This window comes from Rubellimicrobium roseum (assembly GCF_006152145.1).
Classification (GTDB): domain Bacteria; phylum Pseudomonadota; class Alphaproteobacteria; order Rhodobacterales; family Rhodobacteraceae; genus Rubellimicrobium; species Rubellimicrobium roseum.
This window is the reverse complement of the sequence record NZ_VDFV01000002.1, coordinates 41,145-58,033: the sequence shown is the minus strand read 5'-3', so window position 1 is coordinate 58,033 and position 16,889 is coordinate 41,145. Positions and strand designations below refer to the sequence as shown.

Annotated in this window: 17 protein-coding genes; 6 read left to right on the top strand and 11 right to left on the bottom strand. The window is 72.3% G+C overall.

Annotated elements, in window-relative coordinates:
* Nucleotides 1–5: 5 nt before the first annotated feature.
* The gene (rlmN, locus tag FHG71_RS02695) at nucleotides 6–1,190 is read right to left on the bottom strand and encodes a dual-specificity RNA methyltransferase RlmN (RefSeq protein ID WP_139080085.1); all 1,185 of its coding nucleotides are present in this window, start codon (nucleotides 1,188–1,190) and stop codon (nucleotides 6–8) included.
* Nucleotides 1,191–1,284: 94 nt separating this feature from the next.
* Nucleotides 1,285–1,815: an invasion associated locus B family protein gene (locus FHG71_RS02690; RefSeq protein WP_139080084.1), complete on the bottom strand. Its 531-nt coding sequence runs from the start codon at nucleotides 1,813–1,815 to the stop codon at nucleotides 1,285–1,287.
* A 186-nt stretch (nucleotides 1,816–2,001) separates the two neighbouring features.
* Between FHG71_RS02690 and FHG71_RS02685 the strand changes: the two genes are divergently transcribed.
* The 3 genes from FHG71_RS02685 to FHG71_RS02675 all read left to right on the top strand — a co-directional run bounded on the left by FHG71_RS02685 (nucleotide 2,002) and on the right by FHG71_RS02675 (nucleotide 5,292).
* A complete protein-coding gene (locus tag FHG71_RS02685; protein WP_139080083.1) occupies nucleotides 2,002–2,985 on the top strand; it encodes an asparaginase in 984 nt (327 codons plus the stop codon).
* 79 nt (nucleotides 2,986–3,064) lie between these two features.
* Nucleotides 3,065–4,261: a diguanylate cyclase domain-containing protein gene (locus tag FHG71_RS02680; protein WP_139080082.1), complete on the top strand. Its 1,197-nt coding sequence runs from the start codon at nucleotides 3,065–3,067 to the stop codon at nucleotides 4,259–4,261.
* 71 nt (nucleotides 4,262–4,332) lie between these two features.
* Nucleotides 4,333–5,292, top strand: coding sequence for an acetyl-CoA carboxylase carboxyltransferase subunit alpha (locus FHG71_RS02675; protein ID WP_139080081.1), 960 nt, complete (start codon nucleotides 4,333–4,335; stop codon nucleotides 5,290–5,292).
* A 3-nt stretch (nucleotides 5,293–5,295) separates the two neighbouring features.
* Here FHG71_RS02675 and FHG71_RS02670 read toward each other — a convergent pair whose 3' ends face one another.
* From FHG71_RS02670 to FHG71_RS02660, 3 genes are read right to left on the bottom strand one after another with little or no spacing between them, the layout of a single operon-like run.
* The gene (locus FHG71_RS02670; RefSeq protein WP_139080327.1) at nucleotides 5,296–5,964 is read right to left on the bottom strand and encodes a lysophospholipid acyltransferase family protein; all 669 of its coding nucleotides are present in this window, start codon (nucleotides 5,962–5,964) and stop codon (nucleotides 5,296–5,298) included.
* Nucleotides 5,965–6,020: 56 nt separating this feature from the next.
* Nucleotides 6,021–6,938 (bottom strand): cell division protein FtsX, encoded by a 918-nt coding sequence (locus FHG71_RS02665; RefSeq protein WP_139080326.1) that lies wholly within the window; start codon nucleotides 6,936–6,938, stop codon nucleotides 6,021–6,023.
* A gap of 47 nt (nucleotides 6,939–6,985) precedes the next feature.
* The gene (locus FHG71_RS02660; RefSeq protein ID WP_139080080.1) at nucleotides 6,986–7,660 is read right to left on the bottom strand and encodes a cell division ATP-binding protein FtsE; all 675 of its coding nucleotides are present in this window, start codon (nucleotides 7,658–7,660) and stop codon (nucleotides 6,986–6,988) included.
* 150 nt (nucleotides 7,661–7,810) lie between these two features.
* Between FHG71_RS02660 and FHG71_RS02655 the strand changes: the two genes are divergently transcribed.
* Nucleotides 7,811–8,695, top strand: coding sequence for a zinc-ribbon domain-containing protein (locus tag FHG71_RS02655; RefSeq protein WP_176559255.1), 885 nt, complete (start codon nucleotides 7,811–7,813; stop codon nucleotides 8,693–8,695).
* 4 nt (nucleotides 8,696–8,699) lie between these two features.
* On the opposite strand, the gene FHG71_RS02650 is transcribed toward FHG71_RS02655, so the two are convergent.
* The 4 genes from FHG71_RS02650 to argH form a co-directional block, all read right to left on the bottom strand.
* Nucleotides 8,700–11,360, bottom strand: a complete 2,661-nt coding sequence (locus tag FHG71_RS02650) for a DUF4175 domain-containing protein (protein WP_139080078.1) — start codon at nucleotides 11,358–11,360, stop codon at nucleotides 8,700–8,702.
* Entirely contained in the window at nucleotides 11,351–12,616 is a 1,266-nt protein-coding gene (gene lysA / locus FHG71_RS02645) for a diaminopimelate decarboxylase (RefSeq protein ID WP_139080077.1), read from the bottom strand. The genes FHG71_RS02650 and lysA overlap by 10 nt, the downstream gene beginning before the upstream one ends.
* Before the next feature lie 75 nt (nucleotides 12,617–12,691).
* Nucleotides 12,692–12,841, bottom strand: coding sequence for a hypothetical protein (locus FHG71_RS23360; protein WP_176559254.1), 150 nt, complete (start codon nucleotides 12,839–12,841; stop codon nucleotides 12,692–12,694).
* Nucleotides 12,838–14,229 carry an argininosuccinate lyase gene (gene argH / locus FHG71_RS02640; RefSeq protein ID WP_176559253.1) on the bottom strand — a complete coding sequence of 464 codons (1,392 nt, stop codon included), beginning with the start codon at nucleotides 14,227–14,229 and terminating at the stop codon, nucleotides 12,838–12,840. The genes FHG71_RS23360 and argH overlap by 4 nt, the downstream gene beginning before the upstream one ends.
* Before the next feature lie 14 nt (nucleotides 14,230–14,243).
* On the opposite strand from argH, the gene FHG71_RS02635 reads away from it, so the two are divergent.
* Nucleotides 14,244–14,795 (top strand): TlpA disulfide reductase family protein, encoded by a 552-nt coding sequence (locus tag FHG71_RS02635; protein WP_139080076.1) that lies wholly within the window; start codon nucleotides 14,244–14,246, stop codon nucleotides 14,793–14,795.
* Here FHG71_RS02635 and FHG71_RS02630 read toward each other — a convergent pair.
* Nucleotides 14,792–15,364, bottom strand: coding sequence for a YqgE/AlgH family protein (locus FHG71_RS02630; RefSeq protein ID WP_139080075.1), 573 nt, complete (start codon nucleotides 15,362–15,364; stop codon nucleotides 14,792–14,794). The two genes, FHG71_RS02635 and FHG71_RS02630, sit on opposite strands and share 4 nt — an antisense overlap.
* Before the next feature lie 110 nt (nucleotides 15,365–15,474).
* On the opposite strand from FHG71_RS02630, the gene FHG71_RS02625 reads away from it, so the two are divergent.
* Nucleotides 15,475–16,272 (top strand): protein-disulfide reductase DsbD domain-containing protein, encoded by a 798-nt coding sequence (locus FHG71_RS02625; protein WP_246045316.1) that lies wholly within the window; start codon nucleotides 15,475–15,477, stop codon nucleotides 16,270–16,272.
* A 69-nt stretch (nucleotides 16,273–16,341) separates the two neighbouring features.
* Here the strand turns inward: FHG71_RS02625 and moaB are convergent, their stop codons facing one another.
* A complete protein-coding gene (moaB, locus tag FHG71_RS02620) occupies nucleotides 16,342–16,881 on the bottom strand; it encodes a molybdenum cofactor biosynthesis protein B (RefSeq protein ID WP_139080074.1) in 540 nt (179 codons plus the stop codon).
* Between the last annotated feature and the right edge of the window lie 8 nt (nucleotides 16,882–16,889).

Here is a 16,889-nt window from a genome sequence, read left to right as displayed (position 1 = left end):
AGCCCTCAGGCCTGCGTGACCCCCGCCTCGGCGGCGATCTGGGCGCGGGACTTGCGCGCCCGCTCGGTCGCGGACTTGAGCTGCCCGCAGGCCGCCATGATGTCCTCGCCGCGCGGCGTGCGGATGGGCGAGGCATAGCCCGCCTTGTAGATGATGTCCGCAAAGGTCCGGATGCGGTTGTTCGAGCTGCGCCTGTAGGGCGCGCCGGGCCATTCGTTGAAGGGGATCAGGTTGATCTTGGCCGGGATGCCCTCGATCAGCTTCACCAGCCGCCGCGCGTCCTCGTCCGTGTCGTTCACCCCGTCCAGCATCACGTACTCGAAGGTGATCCGCTCCGAGTTCGACAGGTTCGGATACTCCCGCAGCGCATCGAGCAGCGTCGCGATGTTCCACTTCTTGTTGATGGGCACGAGCACGTCGCGCACCTCGTCGGTCGTCGCGTGGAACGACACGGCAAGGTTGCAGCCGATCTCGGTCGCGGTCCGCGCGATCTCGGGCACCACTCCGCTCGTCGACAGCGTGATCCGCCGCCGCGACAGGGCGATCCCCTCGCCGTCCATGGCGATCCGCATCGCGTCGCGCACGGAGTCGAAGTTGTAGAGCGGCTCGCCCATGCCCATCAGCACGATGTTTGACAGAAGCCGCGTCTCGTCCTTGGGCGCGCCGGGCACCGGCCATTCGCCCAGGTCGTCGCGGGCCAGCAGGATCTGACCCACGATCTCTCCGGCGGTGAGATTCCGCACCAGCTTCTGCGTGCCCGTATGGCAGAACGAGCAGGTCAGCGTGCAGCCCACCTGGGACGACACGCAGAGCGTGCCCCGATCCTCTTCCGGGATATAGACCGTTTCCACTTCGTGACCGCCCGCGATGCGCACGAGGTACTTGCGGGTGCCATCCGACGAGACCTGCCTGGACACGATCTCGGGGATCTCCACCACGAAGTGCCGGGCCAGGAGCGCGCGGTAGTCCTTGGCGAGGTTGGTCATCTGGGTGAAGTCGCGCACGCCCCAATGGTAGACCCATTGCCAGACCTGGTTCACGCGCATCTTCGCTTGGCGATCGGGCGTGCCGGCGGTGACGAAGGCCTCGCGCATCTGATCGCGCGTCAGGCCCACGAGGTTCACCGGCCCCTCCGGCAGCTTGCGCGGAATGGTGTGGACGTCCTGCGTGATGGGGGCGGAAAGCGTCATGGCGGCCTCGGAAGGGAAGGTCCCGCACATAGCAACGAAAAGGCCGGCTTCCAAGGGAAACCGGCCCGGATCTCTTGCGACCGCTGGCCGCGCGTCAGCCGGCGCAGCGGCCCTGCGCCTCGTCCACCGCCGAGGTGAAGCCGAGAAGCGAGAAGGTGTCGCGCGTGACGGTGCCGCGGCCCGACTGGCCGGTGAGCGTCGCCTCCGAGCCGCCCTTGAGCGCCTCGACGATGCGAGTGTCCTCCTCCGGGGTCGCGGGCCATGCCCATTCACCCTCGGTGAAGAGCTGATACTGCGTGCCCGCAATGTCCAGCGTCACCGTCGAGCTCGCCGCGAAGGGGTAGCCGCCGGTGAAGGTGACCTGCCCGTTCACGCCCTCGGAGGGGCGATAGAAGACGAAGAGCAGCGTCTCGCCGCGCGACACCTCGACCGGCTGTCCGTCGCGGGTGTTCTCCTGCGCCTTGGGCGCCGAGACCGCGAAGCATTCGGTCGGGTCGGTTTCCTGGAACACGGACCAGTCGGTGCTGGCCGCCACGCGGTTCGTGCTCTGCTCCTGCGCCCAGGCGCCGCCTGCGACGAGGGCGGCCAGGGCGATCGTCCCGAGCCGCGAGAGGGTCTTGGTCATTGTTCGTCTGCCTCCAGTCCACATTCCCGCCGCAGCCCGGGGCCGCCCGGCGCGGCTGCGTGGCGCCGTTTGCGGCTGGCGGGGGCTCATCCAACCCGATAGGAGCCCCCATAGCACCCGCGGACCGAAGGGGCAAACCCCAGTGCGGTCACGTCTTGGCGGGGCAGGTCAAGGGCGGAGAACGGCATGGCGGCGGTCGATCTGGTGGAGATCTGGCGGGGCGATCTTCTCGAATCGGTCCACAAGGGCCACGCGGTCGTCTGCGACGGCACGGGGCAGGTGGTCGAGGCCTGGGGCGACCCTGACGCGATCGTCTATCCGCGCTCCTCCTCCAAGATGCTCCAGGCGCTGCCGCTCGTGGAGTCCGGCGCCGCCGACGCGCGGGGCCTGACCCCCGAGCATCTCGCGCTGGCCTGCGCCTCCCACCAGGGCGCGCCCATGCACACCGACCGCGTCGCGGCCTGGCTCTCGGACCTCGGGCTCTCCGAGGCCGACCTGCGCTGCGGCGCGCACATGCCCTCGGACCGGCCCACGGCCGAGGCGCTGGTGCGCGCGGGCGAACGGCCCTGCCAGATCCACAACAACTGCTCGGGCAAGCACGCGGGCTTCCTGACGCTGGCCCGGCACCTTGGCGCCGGTCCCGAATACGTGGAGATCGACCACCCCGTGCAGCAGGCCTGCCACGCCGCCTTCGAGGAGACGGCCGGCGAGGCCGCCGCCGGCTGGGGTGTGGACGGCTGCTCGGCCCCTAACTTCGCGGGGACGCTCGCCGGCCTCGGCCGGGCCATGGCCGCCTTCGCCTCCGCCGGGGCCCGTGGCGGTGCCCGCGCCGGGGCCATGCAGCGCCTGACCCAGGCGATGATCGCCCATCCCGAGCTGGTGGCCGGAGAGCGGCGCGCCTGCACCGACCTCATGCGCGCCTGCGAGGGCCGCGCCGCGATCAAGACCGGGGCCGAAGGCGTCTTCGTGGCCATCCTTCCCGAGCGCTCCCTCGGCGTCGCGCTCAAGATCGCGGACGGCGCGACCCGCGCCTCCGAGGCCACGATCGCCGCGCTCCTCGTGCGGCTGGGCGTGCTGGACGCGGGCCACCCCGTCGCCGAGCGCCTCACCGCCGGAGCCCAGCGCAGCTGGCGTGGAATCGAGACCGGGCGAACCCACACCCTCCTGTGACGGGCGACGTTAAGGCTTTGGTAAAGGCCTTCCGGTAGCCTGCCGCCCAAGGACGGAAGCGGGCGAACCGGTGATCTCGATGGCGGCCACCCTCAAGGACATCTCCGGCAGCATCGCACTCATCGCGCTGCTGGCGGTCGCCTATGGCTCGGTGCTGCGCCGATTCGGCGGCTCCGCAGGCAGCCGCGCCGCCCTGGGGGTGCTCTTCGGCCTCGCGGCGATGCTGGCGATGCAGGACCCCATCCTGGTGGCCGAAGGGGTCTTCGTCGACCTGCGCCATCTACCCGTGACCTTGGCCGGGGCTTTCCTGGGCTGGCGCGGCTCTCTGGCGGCCGTGGGGCTGGCCGCCGCCATGCGGCTCGACATCGGCGGGCAGGGCGCACAGGTGGGCGCGCTGGGTTTGATCCTCGCGGGCCTTGCGGGATATCTCTGGGACCGCTGGACGCTCGGGTCCGGGTACCGCGGGCTTCGGGCGATGATCGCCTTGGCGCTGCTCAGCAGCCTTCATCTCCTGGCCCTCCTCCTGCTCCCCGGCCCGCTCGCCATCCAGGTCCTCGCTGCCATGGGGCCCGTGCTCCTGCCGGTCCACATCGCGGGCGTCCTGGTGGTGGGCTCGCTGATCGAGCGGGAGCGCTGCGCCCATGCCACCCGCGCGGCGTTGCTGCGCGACGCCTTTCACGACCCCCTGACGGGCCTCCTCAACAGGCGCGGCTTCCAGGAGGCCATGAGCCGCCTCCCGGCCGGCCAGGACGGAGCGCTCCTGATTATCGACATCGACCACTTCAAGCGGATCAACGACCGGTATGGCCATCCCGCGGGCGACGTGATCCTGCGCAGCCTGGGCGCGCGCCTCGCGGCGGTCCTCCGTCAGGGCGATCTCCTCGCCCGGCTGGGCGGCGAGGAGATCGGCGCCTTCCTTCCGGGCCTGGCACCCCCGGGTGCCAGCGTCGCCACCCGCCGCCTGTGCGAGGCCATCCGCGCCGAACCCTTCACCCTGCCCGGGGGCGGGACCGTCGCCGTGACCGCCAGCCTCGGGGGCGCCTATGGTCCGCCGGGCATGCTGGACGCGCTCACCGCCCGCGCCGACGCCGCGCTCTATGCCGCCAAGCACGCCGGCCGCAACCGCTGCCTCTTCGCGCCCGATGCCGTGATCCGTCCGGGGTCGCCCAACCGGCCGTCGCCAACCTGTGAAGGCTGCGGCCTCGATCAAGCCTGCGCCGGCCCGCGCCGGAACCCCGGCGACCGGTCCGACGTCCCCCGGCCCGCTCCCGCCTGACCCTTTCAGCCGAGTTGCATCCTCCGCCCCGCTTCGCCATATCCCCTCCTCGATCCAGCGGGAGAGCGCCCATGAACTACCTCGAATTCGAGAAACCCCTGGCCGAGATCGAGGGCAAGGCCGAGGAGCTGCGCGCGCTGGCCCGCTCGAATCCCGGCATGGACGTCGAGAAGGAGGCCGCAGGCCTCGACCGCAAGGCCCAGGAAATGCTCGCGCAGATCTACGGCGGCCTCACCGCCTGGCAGAAGGCGCAGGTCGCGCGCCACCCCGACCGGCCCCATTGCAAGGACTATTTCGAGGGCCTGCTCACCGACTACACGCCCCTCGCCGGCGATCGCAACTTCGCGGACGACCACGCGGTGATGGGCGGCCTCGCGCGGCTCGGCGCGCAGCCCATCGTGGTGATCGGCCACGAGAAGGGCCACGACACGAAAAGCCGCATCCATCACAACTTCGGCATGGCCCGGCCCGAGGGCTATCGCAAGGCGATTCGCCTCATGGACCTCGCGCACCGGTTCGGCCTGCCGGTCGTGACGATCGTGGACACGCCCGGCGCCTACCCCGGCAAGGGCGCCGAGGAGCGTGGCCAGGCCGAGGCCATCGCCCGCTCGACCGAGAAGTGCCTGGAGGTCGAGGTCCCGGTGGTCAGCGTCGTCATCGGCGAGGGCGGCTCGGGCGGCGCCGTGGCCTTCGCCACCGCCAACCGCGTGCTGATGCTCGAACATTCGATCTATTCGGTGATCTCGCCCGAAGGCTGCGCCTCGATCCTCTGGAAGGACAGCGAGAAGATGCGCGAGGCGGCCGAGGCTCTGCGGATGACGGCCCAGGACCTCGATCGTCTGGGCGTGATCGACCGGATCATCCGCGAGCCCCTGGGCGGCGCACACCGCGACAAGCACGCCACGATCCAGACCGTGGGCGAGGTGGTGGGGCAGGCGCTGGCCGACCTCGTGGGCAAGCCCGGGCGCGAGCTGCGCGACGGCCGTCGCCGCAAGTTCCTCGGCATGGGGGCCAAGGGCCTCGCGGCCTGAGGCTCAGGCCCGGAACCCCGCCTCGGCCATCAGCCGGTCCGAGGCGGGCTCCACCTCCGCCTCCAGCCGCCTGAGGAACTCGGCCGAGGGCAGGCCCGGCGGGATGGGCTCCAGGAACTCCACCACGGCCCGGCCCGGCCGCAGCGCGTGGCCGGCCCGCGGCCAGAATAGCCCGACGTTGCAGGCCACTGGCACGCAGGGCTGGCCCAGTTCGCCATAAAGCGCTGCCGTTCCCGGCTTGTAGGGCGCCTTGACCCCGGGGGCGAGCCGCGTGCCCTGCGGGTAGATGATGAGCTGCCCCGGATCGGCCCGCCCCGTCGCGACATCCGCCAGCATCTTGCGAATCGCCTGCCCTCGCTTGCCGCGGTCCACGGGAATGCAGCCGATGCGAAGCGCGAACTGGCCCAGGATCGGCATCCAGACCAGCTCCTTCTTCATGATGAACTTGCCGCGCGGCACGGCGCCGTAGATCAGGATGATGTCGAGGAAGCTCTGGTGCTTGGCCGCGACCAGCACCTCGCTTGTGGGCGGCGTGCCGCGCACCTCCGTCTCAAGGCCCACGATCACGCGCGCGGCCCAGCGGACGATGCGGCACCAGGCGTGGCAGGCGGCCACTGCGCCCTCGCGGCTGGCCAGCGCCCAGGGCAGGTAGGCCAGCCCGACGAAGGGCATGGCCGCGTAGATGACCAGCTTGAACAGGAGGCCCCGGACGGGGCGGGCAGGTGCGGTCACGATTGCGCTCTCAGGCTGCGGAGCGCGGCGGCCCGCGTGGCGGCGAAGGCCATGACGGCCACGAGGACGGGGATGAGGAGCGGCGCGAGCCACCCCGCCCCCTGGAAGCCTAAGCCCGTCAGGAACCCGCCCGCGGTGTCGGCCGAGGGCAGGAGCCAGACCGCGACGATCCCGGCCAGTGTCCCCGCGCCAGCGCCCCAGGCCGCCCGCAGCGTGAATCGGCGCACGAAGGCGCGCGCGATGTAGATGTCGCGCGCGCCCACCAGCCGCAGAACCCGGATCACCTGCGCATTGGCCGCGAGCGCCGCCTGCGCCGCCAGTGTGATCATCGCCCCCGTCGAGGCGGCGATGAGCAGGAGCGACAGCACCCCAAGCCCCCGAAGCCGCCCCGCCGCCTCGATCAGCGGCGCGCGCCAGCGGGTATGGTCGTCGAGCACCGCGCCCGGCACCTCGGCCTCCAGCCGCGCGCGCAGGCCTGCGGCGTCGAAGTCCCCGCCGTCCAACGTGATCTCCACCAGTTGCGGCACGGGCAGGCTTTCAAGGGGCAGGTCGGGGCCGAGCCAAGGCTCGAGCAGCGCCTGGTTCTCCTCGGGCGTCAGGGCCCGCGCCTGGGCCACGCCGGGGGTCTGCTCCAGCACGCGCAGCGCGGCGGCCGTCTGCGCGGCCAGCTCCTCGCCGGGGGCGGACAGCCGCAGCGTGGCGGTCTGCGCCAGCTCCGCGCCCCAGCGGTCGGCCAGTCGGTCGGTGGCCAAGGCCAGCGCCAGGGCGAAGACCGCCAGAAAGGCCATGGCCCCGGCCGTCAGCAGCGTGAGCCAGGCGGTGAAGCCCGTGGGCGGCACCGCGCGGTCGGCCTGCGGGTCCCCGGCGAGGAAGGCCAGGGCCCGCCGCCCGTGCCACGCCGCCCGCGCGGGCAGCTGCCCGAGCAGGGCGAGGGTCGTCCGCAGGATCGGCGCAAGGCGATTCACAGGTCCGCCCCCGCCTGCTGGAGCCGGCCGTCGCGCAGGCGCAGGATGCGCGTCGCCACCTGCGCCTTGGCGGCGCGGATCAGGTTCAGGTCGTGCGTGGCGATCAGCACCGCCTTGCCCATCCGATTGAGTTCGATGAGCAGCGTAAGCAGCCGTTGCGACATCTCCCAGTCGAGGTTGCCCGTGGGCTCGTCGGCCAGGATCACGTCGGGCGAGGTGATGACGGCCCGCGCCAGCGCCGCGCGCTGCCTCTCGCCTCCCGACAGCTCGGGCGGAAGCTGCCCGGCCTGCTGCGTCAGCCCCACCCAGGCCAGAAGCTCGCGCAGGTTGGCGTCTCCCTCGGCCTGCCGGCCCGCCACGGTCAGCGGCAGGAGGATGTTCTCGGCCACCGGCAGGTGGTCGAGGAACTGGCAGTCCTGGTGCACGATCCCGATGCGCCGCCGCGCCAGGGCCACCGCATCGCGATCCATGGCACCGGCGTTCCGGCCCCATAGCATCACCCGGCCCTGCGGCGCCACCAGCTCGCCGTAGCAGAGCTTGAGCAGCGTGGTCTTGCCCGCGCCCGAAGGCCCCGTCAGGAAATGGAAGGAGCCGGGCGCAAGCGCCATCGACAGGCCCTGGAACAGCGTCCGCCCGCCATAGCCGTAACCGACGCTCTGGAACTCGATCACCGGGCCGCCCCCTCGCCCTTGGGGCCCCATCGCCCGCTGGCCCTTCTGCCGCAGGTCGCGCGGGGTTTCAATGCGCGCCTCGGCCTCTCCTTGGCCTTGCCGCAATGCCCCGTTAAGGCTGGCGCCGGCGTAAGGAGAAGGGGACACGCGATGCGGCTGACCTGCCCGAATTGCAACGCGCAGTACGAGGTGCCGCCCGACGCGATCCCGCCAGAGGGGCGGGACGTGCAATGCTCGGCCTGCAGCCATCGCTGGCACGAGCCGGGCGCCGCGGCGGCCCCGGCGCCCGAGCCTTGGGATGAGGTGCCCCGCGCCGATGACGACGGCGAGGAGGCCGACGACATCGCCGATGTCGAGGCCGCGCCCGTGCTCCAGTCCCCGCCCCGTCCCGCGGCCTCGCCCATGGCCATCGAGATCCTCCGGGCCGAGGCCCAGCGCGAGGCCCGCGCCCGCGCCGAGGAGGCCTCCGCGCGGGGCGCTCCGACGGGGCCGTCGGCCGAGGTGGCCCGCATCGCTCTTACCGACCGCCCCCCCGCCGCCCTGCCCGAGGATGGCCCCGACGCCATCGGGGCCGCGCTCCGTCGCCGCCCGCCCGTGGCCGAGCCGGCGCCCGAGCCCGCCGCAGAGCCCGCCACTCCGGCTCCGACTCCTGCCCCGGCTCTGGCGGCCGTGACCGTCGCCGCCACGCCGCGTCCTCCGCGCCGTCCCGAGCGCCAAGTCGATCCCGAGGCGATGAACGCGACCCTGCGACCCACGACCGAGCGGCGCAGCGACCGCCTCGCGCCCTTCGATCCCCCGCGCCGGCGGCGGTCGAGCTTCGCCTCGGGCTTCTGGTCGGCGCTCGTGGTGCTGCTGATCCTGGCAGGCCTCTACCTGCTCCGGCCGCAGATCGTCGAGGCGCTGCCTGCCTCGGCCACGGTTCTCGACCCCTACGCCGAGGCCGTGGACCGCGGGCGCGACTGGCTCGACGGACAGGTCGAGAGCTTCCTGACCTCGGGCCTGCCGCCCGAGGCCCAGCCCGCCGCCGCGGAGTGAGCGGTCAGAACCGCTCCAGCAGCCGCTTGAGATAGTCGAGCTCGACCTTCGGACGCTCCTGCTCGGCTGCGCGCCGCCGGATCTCGGCCAGAAGTTCCTCGGCACGGCGGTAGACGTCCTCGCCGTCGGTCATCTGCTCGTCCGTGCCGATGCCGGGGCCTTCGCCCAGTTGCCGCCCCAGCGGGTCGCGGCGGCCGGGCACCGGACGGCCGCCTTCCTCACCCTGGCCGGCCTGCTGGTTCGGCTCCTCCTCGGCCCGCCCGTTCTCGGCCAGCGCCTGCCCGAGGTTGCGCATCCCTTCGCGCAGCGAATCCATCGCTTCGGCCTGCTGGTCGAGGGCCTCGCCCAGGTCGTCCTGCCGAAGCGCCTCCTCGGCCCGGTCCATCGCGCCCTCGGCGTCCTCCAGCGCCCGCCGGGTCGCCTCGGCGGCGTCCCCGGTCAGGCCCGGCAACTCCCCGCGCTGGCGCGCGATCTCGTTGCGCAGCGCCTGCTGGCGGTCGGCCAGTTGCCCGGCCGGGTCGTCGCCCTGGCCCTGACCTTGGCCCGGCTGGTTGCCGTCCGGCTGGCCCCGGCCGTTCTGCCCCTGCTGGCCGGGCTGCTGGCCTTGCTGCTGCCCCGGTTGCTGGCCGGGCTGCCCCGGTTGCTGACCTTGTTGACCCTGCTGGCCCTGCTGCTGGCCGAACTGCTCCTGCAGGTCGCGGAAGGCCTCGTCCGAAAGCTCCTGCTGCTCGCGCAGCGATTCCTGCAACTCCTGCATCGACTGCTGCCCGGGCGTCTGCGGCCCGTCGCCTTGACCCTGGCCCTGCGTGACCTGCAGGTTCTGCATGAGCTGGTTGAGCTGCTCCATGAGCTCGGCCGCCTCGGCCATGCGGCCCTCTTCCATCAGCTCCTGGATGCGGTCCATGAGCGCCTGGATCTGGTCCTGCGTGACCTCCTGGTTCTCGCCCTGCGCGCTCTGCGGCTGGTCGGTGCCGTCGCCTTCCTGCGGCTGCGCGTTCTGCGCCAGCATGGACAGGTACTGCTCGGTCGCATCGCGCAGCTCGTCCATGAGCTGCTGGATCTCCTCCTGCGAGGCGCCGTTCCGCATGGCCTCGGCCAAGCGCTCCTGCGCCCGCTCCAGCCGCTCGCGCGCGTCGCGCAGCGTGCCGTCCTCAAGCTGCACGGCAAGATCCCAGAGCGCCTTGGCGATCTCGTCCTGCTCCTCGGGCGTCATCGTGCCGGCATCGGCCCGCGCGTCGAGCCGGCGGATGGTGTAGCTCAGCCGCAGGTAGACGGCGCGGTCGGGAAACAGCTCCTCGGGCCGGTGGGCGATGGCCCGCAGGACCTGCGTCACCCGCCGGGCGTTGTCGCGCGACCACAGCAGGTCGCGCCGCTGCTCGATCACCGCGCGGGCGACCGGCTGGAAGAAGCGCCGCCCCGGCAGGGTCATGGCCACCGGCTCGGCCTGCGCCTCCTGGCCCGCGACGTCGGTCACGCGCAGCGTCAGCGTGACCGGCAGGTTGGCAAAGGGATGCTCGGACAGGTTGTCGACGAGGCTTTCCTCGAACTGCGCCCGGTCGCCCGTGAAGGGCATGGGCAGATCCAGCACCAGAGGCTCCCGCGCGTCGGGCTCGGCCACGAGGCCATGCTCGCGCGCCACCGCGTCCACGTCGAGAGCGATCGTCGCCGTGCCGGCCGCCACGCCGTAGTCGTCGGAGGCGCGGAAAGGCTGGGCCATCTCGCCCATGGCGTCGGCTTCCACCGGCCCCGCGACCTCGACCGAGGGAAGGGCATCGGGCAGCAGGCGCACCTGCCACTCGGCCCCGCCGCGCCCCTCGATGGCGATGGTGCCCGGCTGGACGATGTCGAAGGCCTGCTCGGGCGCGGTGGCCGTCTCGACCTCGCCCGTGCGGCCCGACACCGTCTCGTCGAGCGCCAGCGCCCCCACCTCGCCGTAGAGGCGAAGGGTCACGCGGCTGCCCTGCGGCACCTCGATCACGCCGGGCGCCAGGTCCGCGAGGTAAAGCTGCGGCTTGCCCGTATAGGCGGGCGGCGCGATCCAGCCCTCCCAGACGGGTCCCTGCGCGAGGTCCTGGCCCCCGCCGACGCCGCCCAGCCCCGGCACTTCGGCCGCCTTCCAGGCCGAGCCGAACAGGAGCCCCGCCGCGAGCAGGATCGCCGCCACGTAGCGCAGGCCATAAGGGTCGCGCGCCGCGAGCCGCAGGTCGGGCGAGGGGGCCTTCGCGCCCTCGGCCCGCCGGGCCATCCGCGCGAGGTGCGCCTCCCAGACCGCGCGCGAGGCCGGATCGTTCGCCCCCACCGCCTGCGCATCGCGCAGCGCGGCCAGGGGGCGGCCCGGCATGGTGGCGTCGAGCCGCTCCATCGCCTCGGCCCGCGTGGGCACGCGGAAGGACCAGATCCCCCAGGCCAGGGCCGCGCCCGCGCCCAGCGCCAGCGCCACCGACCCGCCCCAGACCGCCTCCAGCGGCAGATCGTCCTGCCAGCCCGTCATCAGCCCCGCGGCGACCAGCGCCAGCACCGTCCAGAGCGGCCAGAAGGCGCGAGCGAAGCGCTCGGCCGTCAGCCCGAGCCGCGTCAGCCGCAACTGCCGGGAGAGGCGAGGGAGGGCATCCGGGGCGGAACCCCGGTCCGGGCGGGAGGACGGGCCTTGGGGCGCTAGAGCCATGCGGGGATGCTATCCCTCCCGATCATCTCGTCATAGCTCGTTCGGGCGCGTATGACGGCGAATTGATCCCTCTGGACCAGCACCTCGGGGATCAGCGGGCGCGAGTTGTACTCGCTCGCCATCACCGCCCCATAGGCCCCCGCGGACCGGAACGCGACGAGATCCCCTTCTCGGAACGCGGGCAGCGTCCGCGCGCGGGCGAAGGTGTCACCCGTCTCGCAGACCGGCCCCACGACGTCGAAGGCCCGCAGGCCATCGCCCGCCGCGGGCTCGCGCACCGGGACGATGTCGTGATGCGCGTCGTACATCGCGGGCCGCACAAGGTCGTTCATCGCCGCATCCAGGATCAGGAAGTCGCGCCCTTCTCCCTCCTTCACGTAGATCACGCGCGACAGAAGCACACCCGCGTTGCCGGCGATCAGCCGCCCGGGCTCGATCTCGATCTCGCAGCCCAGGTGCCCGACCGTGCGCCGGATCACGTCGCCGTAGTCCGAGGGCAGCGGCGGCACCTCGTTCGAGCGCGTGTAGGGGATGCCGAGGCCCCCGCCCAGATCCAGCCGCGTGATCTCGTGCCCGTCCGCGCGCAGCACCTCCGTCAACTCCGCCACCTTGCGGTAGGCCGCCTCGAAGGGCGCGAGGTCGGTGAGCTGCGAGCCGATATGGACGTCGATCCCCACGACCTTCAGGCCCGGCAGCGAGGCCGCCTCGGCATAGGCCTCGCGTGCCTTGGCGATGGGGATGCCGAACTTGTTCTCGCTCTTGCCCGTGGCGATCTTGGCGTGGGTCTTCGCGTCCACGTCCGGGTTCACACGGATCGCGACCGGCGCGACCACGCCCAGCGAGGTCGCCACCTCGCTCAGCGCCCGCATCTCGGGCTCGGACTCGAGGTTGAACTGCCGGATGCCGCCGATCAGCGCCGTCCGCATCTCCCCGCGCGTCTTGCCCACGCCGGAAAAGACGATCCGCTCGCCCGGCACGCCGGCCGCGCGGGCCCGGCGGTACTCGCCCTCGGACACCACGTCCATGCCCGCGCCCTCGTCGCCCAGAAGCTTGAGAACCGCGACGTTCGACAGCGCCTTGACTGCGAAGCAGACGAGGTGCGGCATCCCCTTCAGCGCCTCGTCGAAGAGGCTCAGGTGCCGCAGCAGCGTGGCCGCGGAATAGACGTAAACTGGAGTGCCCACGGCCGCGGCGATCTCGGCCAGCGGCACGTCCTCCGCCCAGAGCTCGCCGTCACGATAAAGGAAATGGTCCATGGGGGTGCCTCCGTCGCGGGCCTCTTAGCCCGCGCGGACGGCAGGCGGAAGCGGCGCCAGAGCCGCAGGACCGCCCTAGAGGTTCACCCCCAGCGAGACGCCGCCCCCGAAGGACACGCCGCTCCCGCCCGTTCCGACCGAGGCGCTCGCGCCGGGCCGGACCGGGGGACCGTCCGCCCCGCAGGCGGCCAGCGCAAGAAGGGCGAGAAGAGCGAGGCGCGTCATCCCAGAAGCTCCGTCCAGCGGGCGATCTGCTCCCTCACCCGCTCGGGCGAGGTGCCGCCATAGGAGGTGCGGCTGCGAACCGAGTTGTCCACGCCCAGCACGGCGAAGACATCCTCCGTGATGCCGTCGTGGACCTCCCGCATCTCATTCAGCGTCAGATCCGACAGGTCCACGCCCTTGCCCTCGGCCTTGGCCACCAGCGACCCCGTGACATGGTGCGCCTCGCGGAAGGGCATTCCCTTGGCGCGCACCAGCCAGTCGGCGAGGTCCGTCGCCGTGGCGAAGCCCGCCCCCGCCGCCGCGCGCATCTTCTCGGGGTCGGGCCGCAGGTCCTCCATCATGCCGGTGGTCGCCGCCAGTGCGAGCATGAGCGAGTCCGCCGCGTCGAAGACCTGCTCCTTGTCCTCCTGCATGTCCTTGGAATAGGCCAGCGGTAGCCCCTTCATGATCGTGAGCAGCGCCACGGACGCGCCGAACACGCGCCCCGTTTTGGCTCGCACCAGCTCCGCCGCATCGGGGTTGCGCTTCTGGGGCATGATCGAGGAGCCCGTCGAGAAGCGGTCCGAGAGCCGCACGAAGCGGAACTGCGCTGTGGACCAGATCACCAGCTCCTCGGCCAGACGGCTCAGGTGCATGGCGCAGATCGAGGCTGCCCCCAGGAACTCCAGCGCGAAGTCCCGGTCCGACACGGCATCCAGAGAATTCGCCATGGGGCGGTCGAAGCCTAGCTCCCGCGCGGTCATCTCCCGGTCGATGGGGAAGGACGTGCCCGCCAGCGCGGCGGACCCCAGCGGGCTTTCGTTCATCCGCCGCCGCGCGTCCGCGAAGCGGCCCCGGTCGCGGCCCAGCATCTCGACATAGGCCATCATGTGGTGGCCCCAGGTGACGGGCTGCGCCGACTGGAGATGCGTGAAGCCAGGCATCACCCAGTCCGCGCCCTGTCCGGCCTGCGCCAGCAGCGCCCTCTGGAGCGCCTTCAGCGACTCCTCCGCCGCGTCGCACTGGTCCCTGACCCAAAGGCGAAAGTCGACCGCCACCTGATCGTTTCGCGACCGCGCCGTGTGGAGCCGCTTGGCGGGCTCGCCGACCAGCTCGCCCAGCCGCGACTCCACGTTCATGTGGATGTCCTCCAGCGCGGTCGAAAACCGGAACGTCCCCGCCTCGATCTCCGACAAAACGGTGAGGAGCCCTTCCCGGATCGCCTCGGCATCCCTATCCGTAAGGATGCCCGTGGCGGCCAGCATGGCGGCATGGGCCCGCGAGCCCGCGATGTCCTGCGGCGCGAGTCTCTGGTCGAAGCCGATCGAGGCGTTGATCGCCTCCATGATGGCATCGGGGCCCGAGGCGAAGCGCCCGCCCCACATCGCGTTCGCGGATTTGTCGGCCATAGGGGAGGTCTCTCATGCGTGCTCTTGTCGCGGCTCTCTACACGGCGGCGCTGGTCGCCGCAAACACGGCGGTCGCCCAGGACCTCGCCGCCCTGCAGGAGGGCGACATGCGCAAGCTCGCGATCCACGAGGCCCCGCAGGAGGTTCCCGCCGTGGCCTTCACGGGCGAGGGCGGGGCCGAGACGACGCTCCAGGACCTCGCGGGCGAAGTGGTGGTCGTGAACTTCTGGGCCACCTGGTGCGCCCCCTGCCGCGAGGAGATGCCGACGCTGGCGAAGCTCCAGGAGGAACTGGGCGACGAAGGCGTGCGCGTAGCCACCATCGCCACGGGGCGCAACGATCCCGTGGAGCTCGACCGCTTCCTGACCGAGGTGGGCGCGGGCAATCTGCCCCAATGGCGCGACCCCCGGCAGGATCTCGCGCGCGCCATGGGCGTTCTGGGCCTGCCCGTCACCGTGATCCTGAACCGCGAGGGGCAGGAGGTCGCGCGCCTCACCGGCGACGCCGACTGGGCAAGCGAGAGCGCCCTCGCGATCCTGCGGGCGCTCGCGGCCGAGGAAAGCTAGGCGTGCCCGGCGCTCGAGGACAGGCCCTGCGGGTCCACCCCGATGGCCTTGAGCGCCGCGTTCCACTTGTGCTCGTTGGCGCGGCCGAACAGGATCTCGCTCCGCGCCGGCCCCGTGAGCCAGGCGTTCTGCGCGATCTCCGCCTCCAGTTGCCCCGGCCCCCAGCCCGCATAGCCCAGCGCCAGCATCGAGGACCGGGGTCCGCCCCCCGACGCGATCCGGCGCAGGATGTCGAGCGTGGCGGTCATCGACACCTCCTCGTCGATCTTCAGCGTCCCGCCATCCGCCGCATAGTCCGAGCTGTGCAGCACGAAGCCCCGCCCCCCCTCGACCGGCCCGCCGAAATGCACGCGGATGTCGCGCGCGCCCTTCTCGGGCCGGGGAATGCCCAGTTGCTCCAGCAGGTCGCCAAAGCGCAGCTCGGTCACCGGCTTGTTGACGATGAGGCCCATGGCCCCGTCCTCCCCATGCGCGCAAAGGTAGACGACGCTGCGCTCGAAGCGCGGGTCGCCCATGGCGGGCATCGCGATCAGGAGCTTTCCGGTCAGGGGCGTGGGATCGGTGGTCATGACCCGATAGTGGTCCTGCGGCTCCCCCTCTTCAAGGGCGCCGCGCGCCGGCGGGCCGGGTCGCGCGAAGGTGACTTCGATTCCGCCTCCGGCTCTGCGACGACTCTCGCATGATGCGCACCCTCCTTCTCCTGCCCGCCCTGGCCTGCCTCCTCGCCCCGCCTCTCCGGGCCGAGACCCTGCCCGACGACCTCGTGACGCTGGAGGTGCTGCCCGGCTGGCGCAGCGCCGAGGGGCGGCACATGGCGGCGCTGCGCCTCACCCTCGCGCCCGGCTGGAAGACCTACTGGCGCGCGCCCGGCGCCGCGGGCCTCGCGCCCCTCCTCGACTTCGACGCCTCCACGGGCGTCAGCGCCGCCGAGCCGCGCTGGCCGGTGCCCGAGGTGTTCCATTTCAACGGGATGCGCTCGATCGGCTACCACGACGCGGTGACGATCCCGCTGGACCTCACGCTCGACGGCGGCCCCGCCCGGCTCGCGGGCGAGATCGAGATCGGCGTCTGCGACGAGATCTGCGTCCCCGTGCGCCTGCCCTTCGCGGTGGACCTGCCCGAGGCCGGCGACCGCGACCCCGCCATCGCCGCCGCGCTCGTCGACCGTCCGCTCACGGCCGAGGAAGCCGGCGTTCAGGCCACCTGCGCCGTGGCGCCCGGCGCCGACGGGCTGGGGCTCACGGTCCACCTCGCGCTGCCCCCGCTCGGCCCCGACGAGGCGGTGGTGATCGAATCCGCCGACCCCGGCCTCTGGGTCTCCGAGACGGCCATCACGCGCGACGGCGGCACGCTGGTCGCCATCGCCCAGGCGCTCGCGCGCGACGGAGGGGCCCCTTCGCTCGACCGCTCGCGCCTGCGCATCACCGTGCTGGGCGAAGGCCGGGCCGTGGACATCCAGGGCTGCCAGGCGGGCTGAGGCTGGCCCGGCCTCGCGCGCGGGGGTCGGGGCCGAGAACGGTCCGCCGGACCGTTCTCCCGGCGCGCCTCAGCCCGACCGCCCCTCGCCCAGGCGCGGCATGATCTCCACGAAGTTGCAGGGCCTGTGCCGGCTGTCGAGCTGCAGCTTCAGGATGCGGTCCCAGGCGTCCTTGCAGGCCCCCGGGCTGCCCGGCAGGGCGAACAGGTAGGTCCCGTTCGCCACGCCCCCCGTGGCGCGGCTCTGCACCGCGCTCGTGCCGATCGTCTCATAGGAGACCAGCGCGAAGATCGTCCCGAAGGCCTCGATCTCCTTCTCGTAGACGTCCCGGTGCGCCTCCACCGTCACGTCGCGCCCCGTGAGCCCCGTGCCCCCCGTCGAGATCACCACGTCGATCTCGGGGTCCAGAACCCAGTGGCGAAGCTGCCCGGCGATCTGCCCCCGCTCGTCGGGCAGGATCGCCCGCGCGGCCAGCACGTGCCCCGCCTCGCTGATGCGCCCCGCCAGCGTGTCGCCCGACCGGTCGGTGCCCGGCGTGCGGGTGTCCGACACTGTGAGGAGCGCGATGCGCACGGGGTGAAAGGGCAGGGATTCGTCGATCCGGGACATGGAGGCTC